Annotated in this window: 14 protein-coding genes and 1 riboswitch; of the genes, 8 read left to right on the forward strand and 6 right to left on the reverse strand. The window is 53.0% G+C overall.

Features of this window, described 5'->3' with window-relative positions; translation table 11 throughout:
* Positions 1 to 23: 23 nt before the first annotated feature.
* The 4 genes from uvsE to ACI1P2_RS26265 form a co-directional block, all read right to left on the reverse strand.
* A complete protein-coding gene (uvsE, locus tag ACI1P2_RS26250; protein ID WP_355325132.1) occupies positions 24 to 1,025 on the reverse strand; it encodes a UV DNA damage repair endonuclease UvsE in 1,002 nt (333 codons plus the stop codon).
* An 83-nt stretch (positions 1,026 to 1,108) separates the two neighbouring features.
* A complete protein-coding gene (locus ACI1P2_RS26255) occupies positions 1,109 to 1,432 on the reverse strand; it encodes a hypothetical protein (RefSeq protein ID WP_355325252.1) in 324 nt (107 codons plus the stop codon).
* A gap of 338 nt (positions 1,433 to 1,770) precedes the next feature.
* Positions 1,771 to 2,862, reverse strand: coding sequence for a D-alanine--D-alanine ligase (locus tag ACI1P2_RS26260; protein ID WP_355325136.1), 1,092 nt, complete (start codon positions 2,860 to 2,862; stop codon positions 1,771 to 1,773).
* Positions 2,863 to 2,917: 55 nt separating this feature from the next.
* Positions 2,918 to 3,919, reverse strand: a complete 1,002-nt coding sequence (locus tag ACI1P2_RS26265) for an amidase domain-containing protein (RefSeq protein WP_355325139.1) — start codon at positions 3,917 to 3,919, stop codon at positions 2,918 to 2,920.
* 202 nt (positions 3,920 to 4,121) lie between these two features.
* On the opposite strand from ACI1P2_RS26265, the gene acnA reads away from it, so the two are divergent.
* From acnA to ACI1P2_RS26285, 4 genes are all read left to right on the forward strand, one after another.
* Positions 4,122 to 6,839: an aconitate hydratase AcnA gene (gene acnA / locus ACI1P2_RS26270; RefSeq protein ID WP_355325142.1), complete on the forward strand. Its 2,718-nt coding sequence runs from the start codon at positions 4,122 to 4,124 to the stop codon at positions 6,837 to 6,839.
* Between the two features lie 120 nt (positions 6,840 to 6,959).
* Positions 6,960 to 7,910: a helix-turn-helix transcriptional regulator gene (locus ACI1P2_RS26275; RefSeq protein WP_355325145.1), complete on the forward strand. Its 951-nt coding sequence runs from the start codon at positions 6,960 to 6,962 to the stop codon at positions 7,908 to 7,910.
* Between the two features lie 72 nt (positions 7,911 to 7,982).
* Positions 7,983 to 8,765 carry an effector binding domain-containing protein gene (locus ACI1P2_RS26280; protein WP_355325148.1) on the forward strand — a complete coding sequence of 261 codons (783 nt, stop codon included), beginning with the start codon at positions 7,983 to 7,985 and terminating at the stop codon, positions 8,763 to 8,765.
* A 278-nt stretch (positions 8,766 to 9,043) separates the two neighbouring features.
* Positions 9,044 to 9,190, forward strand: coding sequence for a hypothetical protein (locus ACI1P2_RS26285; RefSeq protein ID WP_355325151.1), 147 nt, complete (start codon positions 9,044 to 9,046; stop codon positions 9,188 to 9,190).
* A 60-nt stretch (positions 9,191 to 9,250) separates the two neighbouring features.
* On the opposite strand, the gene thiC is transcribed toward ACI1P2_RS26285, so the two are convergent.
* Positions 9,251 to 11,029, reverse strand: coding sequence for a phosphomethylpyrimidine synthase ThiC (gene thiC / locus ACI1P2_RS26290; RefSeq protein ID WP_355325154.1), 1,779 nt, complete (start codon positions 11,027 to 11,029; stop codon positions 9,251 to 9,253).
* Between the two features lie 248 nt (positions 11,030 to 11,277).
* Positions 11,278 to 11,390, reverse strand: a riboswitch (TPP riboswitch).
* 96 nt (positions 11,391 to 11,486) lie between these two features.
* Complete coding sequence (locus tag ACI1P2_RS26295) at positions 11,487 to 12,230, reverse strand: IclR family transcriptional regulator (RefSeq protein WP_355325157.1); 744 nt, start codon at positions 12,228 to 12,230, stop codon at positions 11,487 to 11,489.
* 627 nt (positions 12,231 to 12,857) lie between these two features.
* On the opposite strand from ACI1P2_RS26295, the gene ACI1P2_RS26300 reads away from it, so the two are divergent.
* The 4 genes from ACI1P2_RS26300 to ACI1P2_RS26315 all read left to right on the forward strand — a co-directional run bounded on the left by ACI1P2_RS26300 (position 12,858) and on the right by ACI1P2_RS26315 (position 18,064).
* Positions 12,858 to 13,871, forward strand: a complete 1,014-nt coding sequence (locus tag ACI1P2_RS26300; RefSeq protein ID WP_355325160.1) for an alpha/beta hydrolase — start codon at positions 12,858 to 12,860, stop codon at positions 13,869 to 13,871.
* A gap of 179 nt (positions 13,872 to 14,050) precedes the next feature.
* Positions 14,051 to 15,745 (forward strand): spore germination protein, encoded by a 1,695-nt coding sequence (locus tag ACI1P2_RS26305; RefSeq protein ID WP_355325163.1) that lies wholly within the window; start codon positions 14,051 to 14,053, stop codon positions 15,743 to 15,745.
* Between the two features lie 20 nt (positions 15,746 to 15,765).
* Complete coding sequence (locus tag ACI1P2_RS26310; RefSeq protein ID WP_355325166.1) at positions 15,766 to 16,866, forward strand: GerAB/ArcD/ProY family transporter; 1,101 nt, start codon at positions 15,766 to 15,768, stop codon at positions 16,864 to 16,866.
* Complete coding sequence (locus ACI1P2_RS26315) at positions 16,859 to 18,064, forward strand: Ger(x)C family spore germination protein (RefSeq protein WP_355325169.1); 1,206 nt, start codon at positions 16,859 to 16,861, stop codon at positions 18,062 to 18,064. Before ACI1P2_RS26310 ends, ACI1P2_RS26315 begins: the two co-directional genes overlap by 8 nt.
* The last annotated feature ends 103 nt before the right edge of the window (positions 18,065 to 18,167 follow it).

The raw sequence follows: 18,167 nt of genomic DNA on the forward strand, positions 1-18,167 counted from the left end.
AATCCGAATCCGATGTTCTTCGTCTATGGCTCAATGTCGACGGCTGCGCCGCCGGCCATGGTAACGCCGTCCCCTTCATACCTGGATAGCTTTCTCATTAGATTAAAGAGCGCTTCGTCCTTGCGCTTGGCCTCAATCATGACATCCAGGCAGGGAGTTGAACCCGCGACTGCCCGTAAAAACTCCAGCACCGGTCCGGGCTCCACGTCATCGGCATGTCCCCGCGGATCACGCTCGCTTTTTGGGCTGGAGATATGAATTTTGGGAGGCAGCGGCTGGTCAGCGGAAGATCCCGCCTGGGCAAGAGGGGATTTCCACGTCTCCTGAATAGCCGGCCACAGCTCCCACGGCCGCTCTCCGTCATTGTTCACCCATTGATGATGGAGATCGAGTACCATCGGCAACCCCGTATGCCTGCATACCTCCAGCGTTTCGACCGCATTAAAGGTTTTATCGTCGTTCTCAAGGGTGAGCCGTTCCTGTAAAGCCCGCTCCAATCCAGCAAAATGCTCCTCAAACCGTTCCGCTGAAGCACGCTTGTCCCCATATGCACCGCCAATATGAATGTTATTCTTCGCTGCAAAGCCAAGCCCCATGGCATTCAGCATTCTGCCGTGATGCTGAAGATCGCGGACCGAACTGGCCAGCACCTCCGGGCGTGGGGTACTCAGAACGGTAAAATGATCCGGATGAAATGATACCCTCATATGATGAGCCTTAACATAATCCCCCACCTCGGCGAATGCCGCACGGAGCGCCGTGAACGGGTCCCAGTCCTGCAGATCGGCATGCGTAGCCAACGGGATCAGCTTGGAGGAGAACCGGTATACCTCAATGCCGTTCGCCCTGTTATGCCTTAGCAGCCTAAGCGTGTTATGCAGATTCTCTTCCGCAATGCGCTCCAGCTTGCGGATGGCCGCTTCCCTGTCCGCAAGCTTGTTAAAACTCGTCAAGGTCATTGTTTTTGACGGCGAGGCATTTTCAATCACCATGGACATCGCCACATATCCGAACCGGACCCTCATACTGCTTCCTCCCGCTGTAGCTTTTAGCCGTGACTGGCTTCCTTACCAATCTTACCCGGAAAAAGCCGCTGCGATTCAACCCGTCAGGAGGATGCCTGCTCCCCGAAAAACATTTCATAAGCCAGGGCAGTCTGTACCCGCGACTCTTCTTCGTTCAGCTTGCGGACGAGCACCATCTCAACCTCCGTGACTTCCTCTCCCTGAAAATTGATCTCCGCTATGCAGCCCATAATTTTGACGATCGCCACCGCCGTATTATCCGGGCTGTACGCAATCACCTTCTGGCCGGTCGGAAATACGCGCAGACCGCTTTTCACCATTTTGCCGCGGCCGTATTCCAGCAGTTCGTACAGCTCCTGCTCGCTTTTAAATTTGCATACAGAATTAAATTCAGTCTGGAAGCCCATGGGCGGCACCTCTTTTCCATAAAAATGAGTGTTCAAAAAGTCAGGTTTTCAGCACCGAAGCCTATGCTTCCGAAGTGCGTTTTTTCAAAACGCTTGAATTGGATGAAGCAAGGGACTGAGGAGCGGAGCGTACTTGGGGTACGTGAGCCCCTGAAATGTTTCCGCAGGAAACATGCTTCGGAAGCATCCACTAGGCCCGGCTGAATTCAAGATTCGATGTGAGTCCGCTCCCTGACTTCCTTCGTGATCAAAAGATGACTTTTTGAACTACCTCTAAAAATAATTCAGGAAGCGGAAAAAGGGAGCCTACACTCCCTTCATCCGGCATATTCCTGCAGTTAAACGTTCTCGTAATTCAGTTCCGCTCTGCGTTCATAACGCTCCAGCCCCAGGCTGATCATCCGGTCCAGAAGCTCCGCGTAGGACAGCCCGGTCTCACGCCACAAAAGCGGGTACATACTATAAGGCGTGAAACCCGGCATCGTATTGACCTCATTGATTAGGATCTTGCCATCAGACCTGCGCAGAAAAAAGTCGGCGCGGGTTATTCCGCAGCCCTCAATGGCGCGGTAAGCAAGCAGTGCCGCCTCACGGAGCTGTTCCGCCTTCTCCGCGTCGATCGGCGCGGGAATCAGCATCTCGGATTGGCCGTCCGTGTATTTGGCCGTGTAATCGTAATACTCCGCCGAAGACACGATCTCGCCCGGCACTGACGCGACCGGCTCTTCGTTGCCGAGCACGCTCACCTCGATCTCACGCGCATCGACAAACTCCTCGACAATCACCTTCAAGTCATAGCGGAACGCATATTCCACGGCCTGCTCCAGCTCTTCCCGGTTGCGTGCTTTGGAAATGCCAACGCTGGAGCCCAGGTTCGCAGGCTTTACAAAGGATGGATAACCCAGCTTATCTTCCATTTCCTGTACGAGGCCATGCCGGTCGTTCCTCCACTGTGCCTGACTGAAATAGCTGTACTTCACCTGCGGAAGCCCCGCCTGGGCAAACAGCTTCTTCATGACGCCTTTATCCATCCCGGCGGCTGAAGCCAGGACGCCGGCGCCAACATAAGGCATGTCGGCCATTTCGAACAGTCCCTGGATTGTCCCATCTTCGCCAAAGGTGCCGTGCAGCAGCGGGAACATGATATCCGGTCCCGCCGGACCGCCGTAAAGTCTGGAGAACAGGGAATCCATGGCCTCTTTCGTGCCGCCGAAGGCGCTCTCCAGCTTAAGCTCCTCGACTTCCGCAAACGGCGTATCCATCTCCTCTCCCTTTCTCCACTCCCCCTGCTTCGTAATATAAAAAGGAATAATTTTATATTTACTGAAGTCAAATGCATTCATAACGGCAAATGCGGTCTGCAGCGAGACCTCGTGTTCGCCCGATTTTCCCCCGTATACCAAGCCTACGGTCAGAACCTTCTCAACCATGTGTACCTCCGCTTTCCTTCTTCAACTTTAAAACAGGCCGATAACGGCCAGTCGGTTAAAACTGGTCCGCTATATGGTAGAAGCGATAGACCGTATTCTCCGTCCACGCATAGGAATCTCGATAATCCCAATATCGGTGGCGCGCGCTTACCGTTTGGGCATTCACGAGCGGCATGCCGCCCGCGTCAAAAGCCGTCACAATCGTGCTGTGCTGAAATCTGCCCGTTCCGTCCCAGTCATACAGAATCACATCTCCAAGCGTCAGCTGATCGGGCCTTGCTACTTCACTGGCGGTAAGCCCCCAGGTGCTTGACCGCAGATACCTTTCCAGACTGTTCGACACTGCCCAGCTGTAGCTCCACAATTCGCGTCCGCCCGCCATTCCTTTATACCACCAGCCCGATTCTCTTTTACCAGTATAGTGGATCGGCGCTCCCCCTGCAAAGAGACATTGGGAGACAAAATTGGTACAATTCACTTCAAAATTTTCAAACTCGGGGTTGGCGCCGTTCCACCACCGGTCCGCATAGGCGGCGGCTTCCTCGCGGCGGTATCTGCTCGGCCTTGACGCAGTGCCGAAGCCGAGCACGTTGTGATTGAGCAGCGGCATGTTCTCGGCATGGATGTACGCCGCTGGCTCAAACGGTGCTTCCACGCCGGACAACCGCTGCTCACCGGACGCTCTCTCAACCTGCCTGACCTTCCATTCCGCCCCTTCCCGTCCGAAGGTCAGACGCTCGCGTTCCACCCGTTCCTCCCGGTGAGTCATGCCAGCCTTGTCATAAAAAAGGCGGACATAGAGAAGGACGTCGGCCACGACCTCCGCTTCCGTCTCGCGGATCATGCGTTCCGGCTTGACCCTCGTCTCGGCGTGAAGCGGAGTGGTGCCGCGTTCACGGTGCCAATCCTTCATTCTGGCCATGCGCTCTCCTCTCTTCATCAGAAAGTACAGGTCCGTAACCACATTCTCCTCCTTGAGCGGACCGTATTCGACCTCGCATCTGTTGAACTGGTTTACATATGTGAATAATGCCTGCTTCCAATCCGGGTGCAGCATGCCCTCTCCCCCTTTTCTGACCTGGCTCGCCCGACACACGGGACACATTCCTATATTATCTGTATGAGGGCAGAAGGAATCCTATGAAGAGGGGTTTAAAACCCTTTACGAACAAGCATGAAAACGGTATACTTATAACAAAAGCACTGATTTTGAAATAGAGTTTCACCAAATGAAACAACTCTGCCAAGGAGGTACTTTAATGTCAGGAAAAGACCAGTTTTCAATTGCCCGCAGCCTGGATGTTAACGGCAAGTCTTACCGTTACTACAGCCTGAAGGTTCTGGAAGAGCAAGGTGAGGCGGGGGTAGCCAAGCTTCCTTTCTCCATCAAGGTATTGCTGGAAGCGGCGCTGCGTCAGTTCGACGGCCGCGCCATTACGGAAGAGCATGTCAAACAGCTGACGAAGTGGGCGGAAGATCGGGACGCCAATAAAGAAATTCCTTTCATCCCTGCACGCATCGTGCTGCAGGATTTCACCGGGGTTCCGGTTGTCGTCGATTTGGCGGCCATGCGGGACACCGTGAAGAAAGCCGGCGGGGATCCGAAGCAAATCAACCCGCTCGTGCCGGTTGACCTGGTTATCGACCACTCCGTTATGGTCGACGCCTTCGGCTCCAAGGATGCGCTGGATTACAACATCGGCGTCGAGTTCGAGCGCAACGAGGAACGCTACCGTTTCCTGCGCTGGGCACAGACGGCATTTGATAATTTCCGCGCCGTTCCTCCTTCCACCGGTATCGTGCATCAGGTGAACCTGGAGTATCTGGCCTCCGTGGCCGCGACCAAAACTGTGGATGGCGAAACGGTTGTATTCCCGGATTCCCTGGTCGGAACGGACTCCCATACCACCATGATCAACGGTCTTGGCGTTGTAGGCTGGGGTGTCGGCGGTATCGAGGCTGAAGCAGGCATGCTTGGCCAGCCGCTCTATTTCGTAACGCCTGATGTCATTGGCTTCAAGCTGACAGGCAGCCTTGCGGAAGGCTCCACTGCGACTGATCTTGCGCTTACTGTTACGGAAATGCTGCGTAAGAAGGGCGTAGTCGGCAAATTCGTGGAATTTTACGGACCTGGCCTGGCGAACATCAGCCTCGCAGACCGCGCGACAGTCGCCAACATGGCTCCAGAGTACGGCGCAACGATCGGCTTCTTCCCTGTGGATGCCGAGACGCTGGCTTATCTGCGCAGCACCGGCCGCAGCGATGAGCAGGTTGCGCTTGTTGAAGAATATTACAAAGCCCAAGGCATGTTCCGTACGGCGGACACTCCTGATCCGGTATTCAGCGACACGATCGAGCTGGATCTCGCATCCGTGGTGCCGAGCCTTGCCGGACCTAAGCGTCCGCAGGACCGGATTGAGCTTACCCATATGAAAGAAAACTTTGAAGGCGTCATTCGCACGCCGGTTGATAAAGGCGGTTACGGCCTGAGCGACGAAAAAATCGCGCAAAAGGTGCCGGTTACGCACAAAGACGGCTCCAAAAGCGAGCTGACTACAGGCGCGGTTGTCATTGCAGCCATCACAAGCTGCACCAACACCTCCAACCCGAGCGTTATGCTGGGCGCGGGCCTGCTTGCCAAGAAAGCCGTACAGCGCGGCCTCACAAAGCCTGGCTATGTGAAGAGTAGCTTAACACCAGGATCACTTGTTGTAACCGAGTATCTGCAGAAGGCCGGTCTGATCGAGCCGCTTGAGGCGCTTGGCTTCCACGTAGCAGGCTACGGCTGCGCAACATGTATCGGCAACTCCGGTCCGCTGCCAGATGAAGTCAGCCAGGCCGTCGCTGATAACGATATGACGGTTGCAGCCGTTCTGTCCGGCAACCGTAACTTCGAAGGACGTGTCCATGCACAGGTTAAAGCCAACTACCTGGCTTCTCCTCCGCTGGTTGTCGCTTATGCGCTGGCAGGCACAGTCAACATCGACCTGCAGAACGATCCAATCGGTTATGACCAGGAGAACCAGCCGGTGTACTTGAAAGACATCTGGCCTTCCTCCGAGGAAATCAAGGAAGCGATCAGCCTGTCTCTCAGCCCGGATATGTTCCGTAAGAAATATGAGAATGTGTTTACAGCCAACGAGAAATGGAACGCAATTGACGTTCCGGAAGGCGAGCTGTATGAGTGGGATTCAAACTCCACGTACATCCAGAACCCTCCATTCTTCGAAGGGCTGCAGGACGGCGTGAAGGATATTCAGGAAATCCGCAACGCACGCGTACTCGCGCTGCTGGGTGACTCTGTAACGACCGACCATATTTCCCCGGCGGGCAATATCGCGGTGAACAGCCCGGGAGGCAAATATCTGACGGAGCATGGCGTGGAGCGCAAGGACTTTAACTCCTACGGTTCCCGCCGCGGCAACCATGAGGTCATGATGCGCGGCACGTTCGCGAATATCCGTATCCGCAATCAGGTTGCCCCTGGCACGGAAGGCGGAGTGACCAAATATCTGCCTACGGACGAAGTTATTTCGATCTACGACGCTTCCATGAAGTATCAGGAAGCCGGACAGAATCTGGTAGTCATCGCTGGCAAGGAATACGGCACAGGCAGCTCCCGTGACTGGGCGGCCAAAGGCACCTTCCTGCTTGGCGTGAAGGCCGTCATCGCGGAAAGCTTTGAACGGATCCACCGCAGCAACCTCGTCGGCATGGGCGTACTTCCGCTGCAGTTCCAGGAAGGCAATGGCTGGTCCAGCCTTGGCCTGAACGGCCACGAGACCTTCGATATTCTTGGACTCGATAACGAAGTGAAGCCGGGTCAGACTCTTACCGTTGTCGCCAAGCGCGAAGACGGTACGAAATTCGAGTTCCCGGTAACGGCTCGTCTCGATAGCATGGTGGATATCGATTACTACCACAACGGAGGCATTCTGCAAACCGTATTGCGTCAAATGATTCAGAGCAGCAAGTAATATTTGTCCGTTATCCCGAGCCCATCAGGACACCTAAACGTCCTGATGGGCTTTTTGCTGTGCTTCCAAAGCCTTATAATCATGTACAACAGCATTTATAACCCAAGGAGCGGATAAATCGTGAAAATAGATCGCCTGCTGGCCATTGTCATCCTCCTGCTGAATCGGCGCATGATCCAGGCCAAGGAGCTCTCCCAGCGGTTTGAGGTATCGGTCAGAACCATTTACCGGGACATTGATGCGCTTGGTCGTGCAGGCATCCCTGTAGTGACCTATCAGGGCGCTGGCGGGGGAATCGGACTTAGCGAAGGCTACCGTCTTGACCGGGCTTTGCTTAACGATGAAGAGCTGGCCGCCATTGTTACCGCCCTGCGCAGCCTGGCAACCTCAGATCCGGAGACAGACCGTTCCTCCTTACTGCTGGAGAAAATACAGCAAATTATCCCCACATCCAGGGCGGAGCATTTTCGTTTCCGCACCGAGCAATTTATCGTCGATTATTCCGACTGGGGCGGCCGCGGGGAATTGCAGGAGGTCCTCTCCCTGCTTAAGCAGGCCATCAGCGGACTTCACCCTGTTCACTTTCGCTACAAGGACGCAGAGGGACGGATAAGCTCGCGCTGCTTTGAGCCTTATACGCTGGTGCTGAAGCATCATCAATGGTACGTGTACGGCCGCTGTATGGCACGTGAGCAGTTCAGGATGTTCAAGCTGATCCGGATGCGTGAGGTCAGTATTGCCGAGGACTCCACATTTGTCCGTGAGCCGATTGTGCTTGAGGAGCTGCCCTGGCAGCAAAGCTGGAACAAACCGGATAACCGGATAAGGCTGGTGCTTCGTTTCAGTCCTGACGGGGCCCATCTTGCCGAAGAATGGTTTGGCCATGAGACTTTGGAGGAGGAGAATGACGGGAAAATCATCGTAACATGCTTCTTCCCGGAGAACGAGTGGCTGTACGGCTTTATCCTCAGCTTTGGCAAACACGTGAAAGTGCTTGAGCCTCCGCACGTACGGGACCGTATTCGCGCTATGGTGCAGCAGATGCAGCATAATTACGATGGCGCCACCTGAACATGACAGTAGGCTGTCACGTTCGCCTCTATATACTGTAGGAGCATATACAGTGCAAAGGAGGCAAATGAAATGAGAACTAATGAACAATGTCAAAGCTGCGGCATGCCTATTCACAGTGAAGAGCTGGCTGGTACGGCTGCAAACGGAAGCCTGGTCTATGACTACTGCAAATACTGCTATCAGAATGGGGGCTTTGCCCAGCCTAACATCACGATGGAGGATATGATCCGGTTGAGCATCCCTTTTCTGCTGCAGGAAGGCTGGGAAGAGGAAGCTGCGAGAAACATGCTGCACAAGTCTCTCCCCTTATTAAAACGCTGGGCCGATCAGGAAAAGGAGACTCCTGTATCTCCTTCCATCCAGCCTCTAGAGTTTGTTGAAAAAGAAGCCTTTACACTGTCGGGGAAGGCGGTCCGCACAACCAACGCCGCAGAAATGTCCGGACAAGGCCTCATTCCCGGTCTATGGGCTTCCTTCTTTCAGGAAAGCACGGAGGTTAGGCCCTCTGATCCCATTTACGGATGCTACACTGACTACGAAAATGCAGTGTTCGGACAGTATACCTTTCTGCTGGGAAGTGCCGTGTCTCAGGGTGAAGAGATTGCGGATGAGCTGAATTCAGTTACTCTGCCTGCCGCCAGATATGCTGTCTTCCGGACCGAATACGGACCGCTTTATCAAGTTGTAGCCGAAGCCTGGCAGCACATATGGCAGTGGTCTGCGTCTGTTCAGGGGCTGGAACGAACCTTTTCCGGAGACTTCGAGCTGTACAATGAGTTCGCCGGAGATGCCGGGAGCGGACAAGCGGACATTTATATTGCAGTGAGAGAAAGCACCGTTCGACAGTGCTAAAAAATGTTGCATAAATCTGATAATTCCGATCCATCCAACGGGGCCTGCAGGTCCCGTTTTTTTATAGGCAATTTTGCATGCATTAAGCCGTTTTTACCACCATGATTATCCTAAACACAAGACCTTACTACTGTTTTTGGCAATTGCAGTTTTAAACCCTGTAACCTTCGGGTATTATTGAACATCTAATAGATAACCAACCCCAAACGATCTCTGAATTAGGCTCAAATACCTGCATACCTACTATACCTACTGTACCTGAAGAGGAGGAAGCGAAAATGAACTATAATGTGACGATACATACACTGATGCCGTTTAATCCCCAATACCCGAGACCCACAACATCGGCCAGCAAGAAAGAAGACAGCAATGAGAAAAAGATCAGCTTCCAGGATGTTTTAAAAGAGAAAATGATGCAAAAATAGGCGCCACTTAAAGGGCGCCCTTTACATTTACAGCAAAGCTTTTATCTATCCATTATGGTATTACCTGCTCCGTCCTTCGCGATATTCCAGCGCCTTTTCCTCCAGGCCTGCAGTAATCGCCTCTTTCTCGCTGATTCCCTTCTCTGCGGCAAATGCCCGGATATCCTGTGTGATGCGCATGCTGCAAAATTTCGGGCCGCACATCGAGCAAAAGTGCGCGTTCTTCGCTCCCTCGGCCGGCAGGGTCTCATCATGATACTCAAGCGCGCGCTCCGGATCGAGGGACAGATTGAACTGGTCGCGCCAGCGGAATTCGAAGCGTGCCTTGGACAGCGCATCATCCCGCTGCTGCGCTCTTGGATGGCCTTTGGCGAGGTCCGCGGCATGGGCGGCGATCTTGTAGGCGATCACCCCTTCACGCACATCGTCCTTGTTCGGCAGGCCAAGATGCTCCTTCGGTGTGACATAACAGAGCATGGAGGTTCCAAACCAGCCAATCATGGCAGCACCAATCGCCGAGGTAATATGGTCATACCCGGGAGCGATATCCGTCGTAAGCGGACCCAGCGTGTAGAATGGCGCTTCCTTGCAGATTTCCATCTGCAGATCCACATTCTCTTTGATTTTATGCATAGGCACGTGACCAGGCCCCTCAATCATCACCTGTACATCATGCTTCCAGGCAATCTGTGTCAGTTCGCCCAGCGTCGCCAGCTCAGCCATTTGAGCTTCATCGTTGGCATCATAAATGCTGCCCGGACGCAGGCCGTCCCCGAGTGAAAAGGCGATATCATAGGTCTTCATAATTTCACAGATCTCTTCGAAATGTGTGTACAGAAAGTTCTCCTGGTGATGGGCCAGGCACCATGCCGCCATGATGGACCCGCCCCGCGAAACAATGCCCGTCATTCGCCTGGCGGTCAGCGGAATATAACGGAGCAGCACGCCGGCATGAATCGTAAAATAATCCACGCCCTGCTCCGCCTGCTCAATCAGCGTATCGCGGTATACTTCCCAGGTCAGCGCTTCGGCCTCCCCATTGACCTTCTCCAGTGCTTGATACAGCGGCACCGTTCCGATCGGCACAGGAGAGTTACGGATGATCCATTCGCGCGTCGTATGGATGTTGCGGCCTGTCGACAGGTCCATCACCGTATCCGCCCCCCATCTTACGGCCCAGGTCATTTTCTCCACCTCCTCCTCAATGGAGGAGGTCACCGCCGAGTTGCCGATATTTGCGTTGATTTTGACATGAAAATGGCGTCCGATCAGCATCGGCTCACTCTCCGGGTGGTTGATGTTGGAGGGCAGTATGGCCCTTCCGCTGGCCAGCTCCTGGCGTACGAATTCCGGCTCAACCCCCTCCCGGATCGCCGCAAATTCCATCTCCGGTGTTATCATTCCCCGGCGGGCATAGTGCATCTGGGTGACATTACGTCCCGACAGCGCACGCAGCGGCCGGCTGACAGCGCCCGGAAACTCCTCGGCAGTGCGAGTCCCGGCCCGAAGTCCGTTATCCTCCGGCTTCACAGCCCTGCCCTCATAGCGGGCAGCATCCCCTCTCTCTTCAATCCACGCCCGGCGCAGCTTAGGCAGTCCCTTGCGGATATCCGCCTGATACGACGGATCAGTCATGGGACCGCTTGTGTCGTACACACGCAGCGGGGCATTATGCTCAATCCCCTGCGGTGTATGGGTGTCATGCAGTGTTATCTCTCTTTCAGGCACGAGGATACCCGGTCTTGAGCCCTGGATATAGACCTTGGTGCTGGCCGGGAAGGCCCTGATGGCCGTGTTGACGCCGCCCACTGCTGCTGTTTTCCGTTTGCTCTCTGTCATTTGTTTGTTCCTCCCGAGTCGTCATATTCCTCATCGGGATCATACCGGAGAAAAACCGATGCTGTCGGCCTGCTGCAAAATACGGACCAAGCCCGCTTCCTTGTCCTTGCGGCGGGCGGCGGTATAGAGCGAATTTTGCAGTTAAATGAAAAAGCCGGTTCCCGAGGGAACCGGCTTTATGCAAACAGGCCTGCATGCAAAGCAATGGCATATACCATGGCTACTGAACATGCTGCCCACTTCTATGATTCATTGGCCGGTTACTTCCCTACGCTGGTATGATCCAGATCAGGTGCAAAGGGTCCGGAACCTGGAACGGTTCCATCTCAGCCCGGTATTACGGGCCCCCCCAGTAACTTCGGCAGCTTCATGCCGCCGATCAAAACTATGCTGTTCACAGACGGATGGCTCCGCCTTCCAATTCAGGTTAGCCTAAAAGGAACGGTTTGGCAACCCCTTAAGGAAGCAGCATGCCCATTTCCTTGCCTGCCTCCACGATAACAGGAGCAAATTCATGCAGGGTCTCGGGCGACAGCCTGCTCACCGGCCCGGAGACGGAGAGGGCCGCTGTGATCTCCCCGCGATGATTCATAATCGGGGCGGATACGGCCGCGGCTCCGGGCTCGCGCTCTTCATAGCTTGTGGCATAACCCTTGGCCCGTATTTCCTCAAGCTGCTTCCAGTACGCTTCATCTCCAGCCAAAGCCTGCAGCTCGGGGCCCTTCTTCAACTGCTCCAGCTCCTCCGATGAAGCGAATGCCACCAGCACCTTGCTTGACGCGCCTACGGACAGAGGCATGCGGGCTCCGACGGTAGCTACGCGGCGTATGGCTTGCGTACTCTGTACAGCCTGAATACGGATACGTTCATCTCCATCCCGTATATACAGGCTCACCGTTTCCCCCAGGCGGTCGCGCAGCTTCTCCATCAATGGCAGGAGCAGCACCGCCGGGTCCTCATTGCGCGACATATGGGTCGATAGCTCCCAAATCCGAATGCCCAGCCGGTATTTCTCCGTAGCTGCATTGCGGATGACAAAACCTCTTTCCTCCAGCGTCGTGAGCAGACGGTGAACCGTGCTTTTGTGCAACCCGATCTTTGCCGCAATTTCCGTCAGCCCCAAATCGGTAGCCTCCGTAAAACACATCAAAATGTCCAGGGCCCGTTCGACAGCGCGGACAGTCAGCTTCCGGTCCTCCACGGCCATCCCCCCCTCTCTTCCTCGTATTAAGCAATATTTGGGACTCAATCTAGAAACCGGTGCTTGACCAATCGGGTTATCTCTAATAATCGAGTCTATCCGGTACAATCTTTACTAACGGTCGTCATAGCGGTTATTCGGCTGAGAAAGGCAAAGCTTCTTTTCTAACGGTTGTGCATGCGCTTATATAAAGCGAAACACCCCTTTACCTGTGGAAAAACGGGAAATAAGCTCGCTGGCAACCGCTATATCTTCTAATCCCCCGTTTTTCCCCAAATAACGTCGCTCATAACCGTTAGCATTTTGCGCTTTTATACACTCTCACACCTATTCCCCGGTTAAGCATCGCTTTCTGTTTTGATCCCTTTTCAACAGACTAAAAGTGTCTGCAGACAGTCATTTTTTCAGCTTATTCGTTTCACCCAATGAAACTTGGTTACATAAATTATATAAAATTTCAGGACACACTGTAAACTGTTTTAACAGCCACGCGGTATATTAATAAAGAGGAAAATATTATCATTTGCTGTCGAATTGACTTTGTTGCTGCGGCCTTTTACGATTAAGTATGTGGCGTTGTTACAACAAGCCCGAATGAACTCTATCAATGATCAAGGAGGCTCTTCCATGATTGCGACACCCCAGGGCGGCACATCCGTGCAGCCTGCTGTCAACGAGCCGTCCGCCCAGCTGTCACCCCGGTTAATCCGGTTCAAGCATATCATTATCGCGCTTGTATTGTCGGTTGTATTCTTTTTAATGTTTTGTTTTATCGCGTTGCATGCGTATATCGTCTGGTTTTTGTCCAATCCGACCGTAGCCCCGCTGTATTCCAATCCGCTGCAGGCCAAGGACATGGCATACGAGGAAGTCACCTTTCCCGCCAAAGACGGCAGCCGCATGATGCAGGGCTGGTATATCCCTGCGCCGAATTCCAATAAAACGATTGTCTTTAGTCATGGGTATGGCGCAAACCGCGAGGAAAGCTGGATTCCCATGTATGATCTGGCCCATTATGCGCACAGACAAGGATTTAATGTCGTAATGTTCGATTACGGTTTTGCCTCCCAAACGAGCAGGGAAGTCGCTACCGGTGGCCGGGCCGAATCCCAGCAGCTGCTCGGCGCCATTCAGCTTGCCAAGCAGCGGGGAGCCCAGGAAATTATCGTCTGGGGCTTTTCCATGGGGGCAGGCACCGCTCTGCAGGCCGGCCTGCAGACCAAGGACGTGAATGCCATGATCCTGGACAGCTCGTTTCTGCTGGAGCCGGATACGCTGTATCATAACATTCATAATCAGATAGATCTTCCCCGGCATCCTTCACTTGAAATTCTGGAGCTGCTGTTCCCCGTTCTGAACGGAACAGGTCTGCAGCAAATTCCTTACCAGCAGGTGAAGACGGAGGATTACCCCTTCCCGATCTTCTTCATCCACGGCACCATGGATGAGAAAGCCCCGTATCCGATCGCGGAAGCGCTGGCTGCGAATCAGACCAATCCCGCGTCGGATGTCTGGATTGTGGAGAACGGGCTGCATGAGCTGATTTTCCGGGAGCACCCGCGCGAATATTTGCGCAGAGTATCCACATTTCTGAGTAATGTACAGCAGCAGCTGCAGCATTCCAAAGAGAACAAATCATAAGCTTTTCAAGGCGAACCTTTACGATCCCCTCACGACGGACAGTGACTTGAGCTCATCGCAAAATGACTCAGACACTGGATGCCTGAGGGGATTTTTCAATGTTTAGAATGAATCTTGCATGTTTTTTTCATATTGGCAAAAGATATGTTTTACCCTGTTTACCAAGCGGAGGTGAGACCATGTGGCAGCTCATCTTAAAGCATGTCCCCGAATGGAGCATTTTTCTGCAGGCCATTTTACTCACCCTGATCCCTTTACTCATTTGTCTGTTCGTCAGAAAAATAAAAGAGATCGACGGGAGAACAAGCGGGCGAAAAGAGAAGCTGGAGCATTTCAGGTCACACCCGGATGCGGAGCGGCCTGTTTCCGTGTCTACTGAGCAAGGGGAGAAGGCTCGTTGTTTTACCGGGAACTATAAAGAGAATATAGAGCTGTTCAGAAACACGGCTGCTGATATGTCCGATGTGAATGAACGCAGAATTTTCCTGAAAAGTGCCAGCATCGAGGCAATGCTATTTTACGTAGACGGGCTCATAGACAAAACCGAATTGGAGGAGCACACCATTAGACCCCTGCTGGAATGGGGAAAATCGATACAGGAGTATGAGCTTCCGCCGCAGGGCAGAGAACTCGGGAATCTGCTTGTCGAGGAAGTGCTGCTCGTTTCCGAAGCCAGGTATACGGAGGATGTGAAGGTCTCCCTGAGAAAAGTGCTGTTCGGCTCAGCCCTGCTTCTCGTTCAAGGGGTACCGGGTGCGATTCTGCTCGGGGGACCCAGCGGGAAAACCCGCGCGATCGAGGAGCCCGTATCAGAGTCTGTGCTGCGCGGTCCCCGTATTGGCTTCACGGAGACGCTCAGCGATAACACGGCCATACTGCGCAGGCACGGTGAAAGCGGAGAGCTGGCGATGCTGTCCTATAAAATTGGCACCAGGGTCGAGAAGGAGCTTAAGGTGGTCTACTTCCGGGATATCGCCGATCCTGAGCTTGTTGAGGAGGTCAAACGCCGCGTAAGCGCCATCGATGTGGATGAAGCCCTGGAAACAGGCTATGTGGAGCATCTGATCGAGGACAACTTTCTCAGTCCTTTTCCACAAATTCAAAACACCGAAAGGCCGGACCGCGTCATGGCCGCTCTGCTGGAAGGGCGTGTGGCCATCCTTCTGGATGGTTCCCCTTATGCGCTGCTGATGCCGGTAACGTATTCCATGATGCTGCAATCCCCCGAGGATTATTATGATCGCTGGATTCCCGGCTCACTTATACGCTCCCTGCGCTTTTTGGCTGCCCTGATCTCTTTGTTCGCTCCGGCTCTCTATATCTCCTTTATCTCATTTCACCCGGGGTTGATCCCGACAAAGCTGGTCATCTCTATTATCAGCACAAGACAGGGAGTTCCCTTTACTACATTGATTGAAGCTCTGATCATGGAAATTTCCATCGAGATTTTGCGTGAAGCCGGTTTGCGTCTGCCCAAGCCCATTGGCCCGGCCATGGGCATTGTCGGGGGACTGATTATCGGTCAGGCCGCGGTCAATGCCGGAATCGTGAGTCCCATCCTGGTCATTATCGTTTCCGTCACAGCAGTCTCCTCTTTTGCGGCACCGATGTACAGCACAGGTATTTCCTTTCGGCTGCTCCGCTTTCCGATTATGATTGCAGCCGCGGTGTTCGGTCTGTATGGCGTGGTCATGTCTTTCCTGCTGCTGTGCATCCATATGTTAAAGCTTAAAAGCTTCGGCGTCTCCTATTTGGAGCTGGCTGCCCCCCGTTCCTACAGCAACTGGAAGGACTATCTCATCCTTGTACCGCTGCAGTTCATGAGAAAGAGACCGGCTCTCCTGAACACGATCAACCCTAAGCGCAGAAAATAACCCGTCAGGAGGAATTCGAGGTGACGATCTGTAAATCCAAAACCGATCGACTGACCACCGTACAGGCAACAGCCATCATAGCCTGTTTTATGATGGGGGCCGAAATAATCACCCTCCCCCGCCAAGCGGTAAGCTTGGCCCATACGCCGGATGTCTGGCTTTCGATCCTGTTCACCGGATGTATAACCTTTCTTGTGATGTGGATTGGAATCAAGCTGAGTCAGCGGTTTCCGTCCTCCTCCCTCTATGAATATATTCAGCAGATTACAGGCAAAGCCATCGGGAAAGGACTTGGACTGCTGATCGTCATTTATTACCTGTGCATAGCCAGTTTTGAGCTACGTTCCGTCAATGAAGTGACCTCCTTCTTTTTGCTCGAAGGAACGCCTGTCTGGGCTTTGTCCTCCTTGCTGCTGTGGATATCGCTGTACCTTTGCCTGGAGGGGATATATGTCATAGGAAAGGTGCTTCAGATAATCTTTCCCATTATTTTTCTCGTTTTTTTATTAATTTGCTTTCTGGGCGTGAATCTATTTGAGCTCGACAATTTGCGGCCTGTGCTGTCGGAAGGATTTCCCCCGGTTTTCAAGGCCATGCAGAGCACCCCGCTGGCTTTTGCGGGAAGCGAGTGCTTTCTGTTTATTTTATGCCAAATGGAAAAACCGCAAAAAGCAGCCAAGGCTGCGGGAATGGGGCTGGGGGTTGCCGTATTTTTTTACACTGTGTCGAGCATTGTCTGCATCGGTGTGTTTGCGGTTGAGGGAGTGATCACACGAATCTGGCCGTTTTTTGATCTGGTCCGCAGTGTGGAGGTGGACTATCTTTTACTGGAACGTCTAGAATCCCTGCTGTTTTCCATCTGGATTTTGCAGATTTTCGCGACGTTCACGTTGGCTTATTACTGCACTGCACTCGGAATATCACAAATTTTACATGTCTCTTATGCCAAAACTCTTTTTGCTCTACTCCCGCTCATTTACATCATATCCAACCTTCCCGCGAACATGAATGAGCTGGATGCCTTTTCCGATATCCTGGGGATTCTGGCTATCATTTTATTTGCAGTCATTCCGCCGATCCTACTGCTAATATCCCGCTGGAGGAGGCTGGGCCATGATTAAATCCCGGTCAGGGCTGGCCGTAATAATTGCTATTCTGCTCTGCTTAACACTGACGGGCTGCTGGAGCAGCATTCCCATTGAAGAACGTAATCTGGAAGTCGGAATTGCATTGGATACGGGCAAAACATCACACAAAGAAAACGGAATACAGAAGAAGGGAGGGGGATATCCGAAAAAGAATCTTATACGCAGAACCGTCCAATACCAACTGCCTGAATCCAGACAAGGCCCCGGTTCAGCACAAGGTCCCAGTCAAGCGAAAAATTATTATAATCTTGCGGAAACAGGGGATTCGGTCATGGAGATCACCCGTGAAACCTATCTGAAAACCAAATCCCCTGCCGGATTTCATCTGAAAACCCTGATCATCAGCTCAAGCCTGCTAAGCCGCATTCCCCTGTATGAACTGCTGGACTACTATCTGCGGGACAACGATATCCGGCTCAGCCTGGAGGTCCTGATCAGCACCGGGACTGCAAGTGATGTGCTGATGAAAACAACAGTTCCGGAGCAGACACCTGCCTTTGAGCTGAAGGATCTTTTTGCCAACCGCAGCCGCAACTCGCGCATGGCCAAGCCGCTTCCGCTGGCTAAAATCATTGCTCCCTTAAAGGCTAACAGAAGCTTCATTCTCCCGAATGTCATTACCACAGACCAGGAAATAAAGATAGCGGGAGCCGGAGTTATTAAAGGCAAAACCCAAAAATATGCGGGCTTCCTTACCGAAACCGAGGTCGAGGGCCTGCAGTGGATCAGAGGCGATATCCGTGGAGGAGTCGTAAAGGAAACGGACCCGCAGTCCCGCAAAAAAATTGAATATGAGATTAAATCAGCCAGCAGCAAGATTCAAGCCATAATCGATGGAAATGACATTTCCTTTCATGTCAACATGAGATCAGAAGGAAGGATCGCAGAAAGCTTCAAGCCAGCTAAAAACATCGGGAACAACAGGCTGACTGCCCAGGAAACGGAATTAGTTAAAGAGAAGGTAACTGAGCTTGCCCAAAATGCCGTTGCCAAAATGCGCAAGCTGCGCGCTGATGTCGGAGGCTTCGGTGAGGCTTTGCATATTCAGCACCCGGAAGTGTGGAAAAAGGTCAAGGATGACTGGGACAATACCTTCGCCAGCATTCCCGTCACGTACAGCACAAACATACAAATTGAGGATTATGGAGCCTCCACTATGACCGTAAATTAATCGCGGTTCGTTCCATGCTTTCCCGAATAAGACAGGCCTCCTCCCGAATATAATACGCTGTCACATCCTTGGGAGGAAAGGATGCCGGAAGGGAGGTTCTGTA

It is taken from the genome of Paenibacillus jiangxiensis, assembly GCF_046098255.1.
In the GTDB taxonomy this organism is placed as follows: Bacteria; Bacillota; Bacilli; order Paenibacillales; family Paenibacillaceae; genus Paenibacillus; species Paenibacillus jiagnxiensis.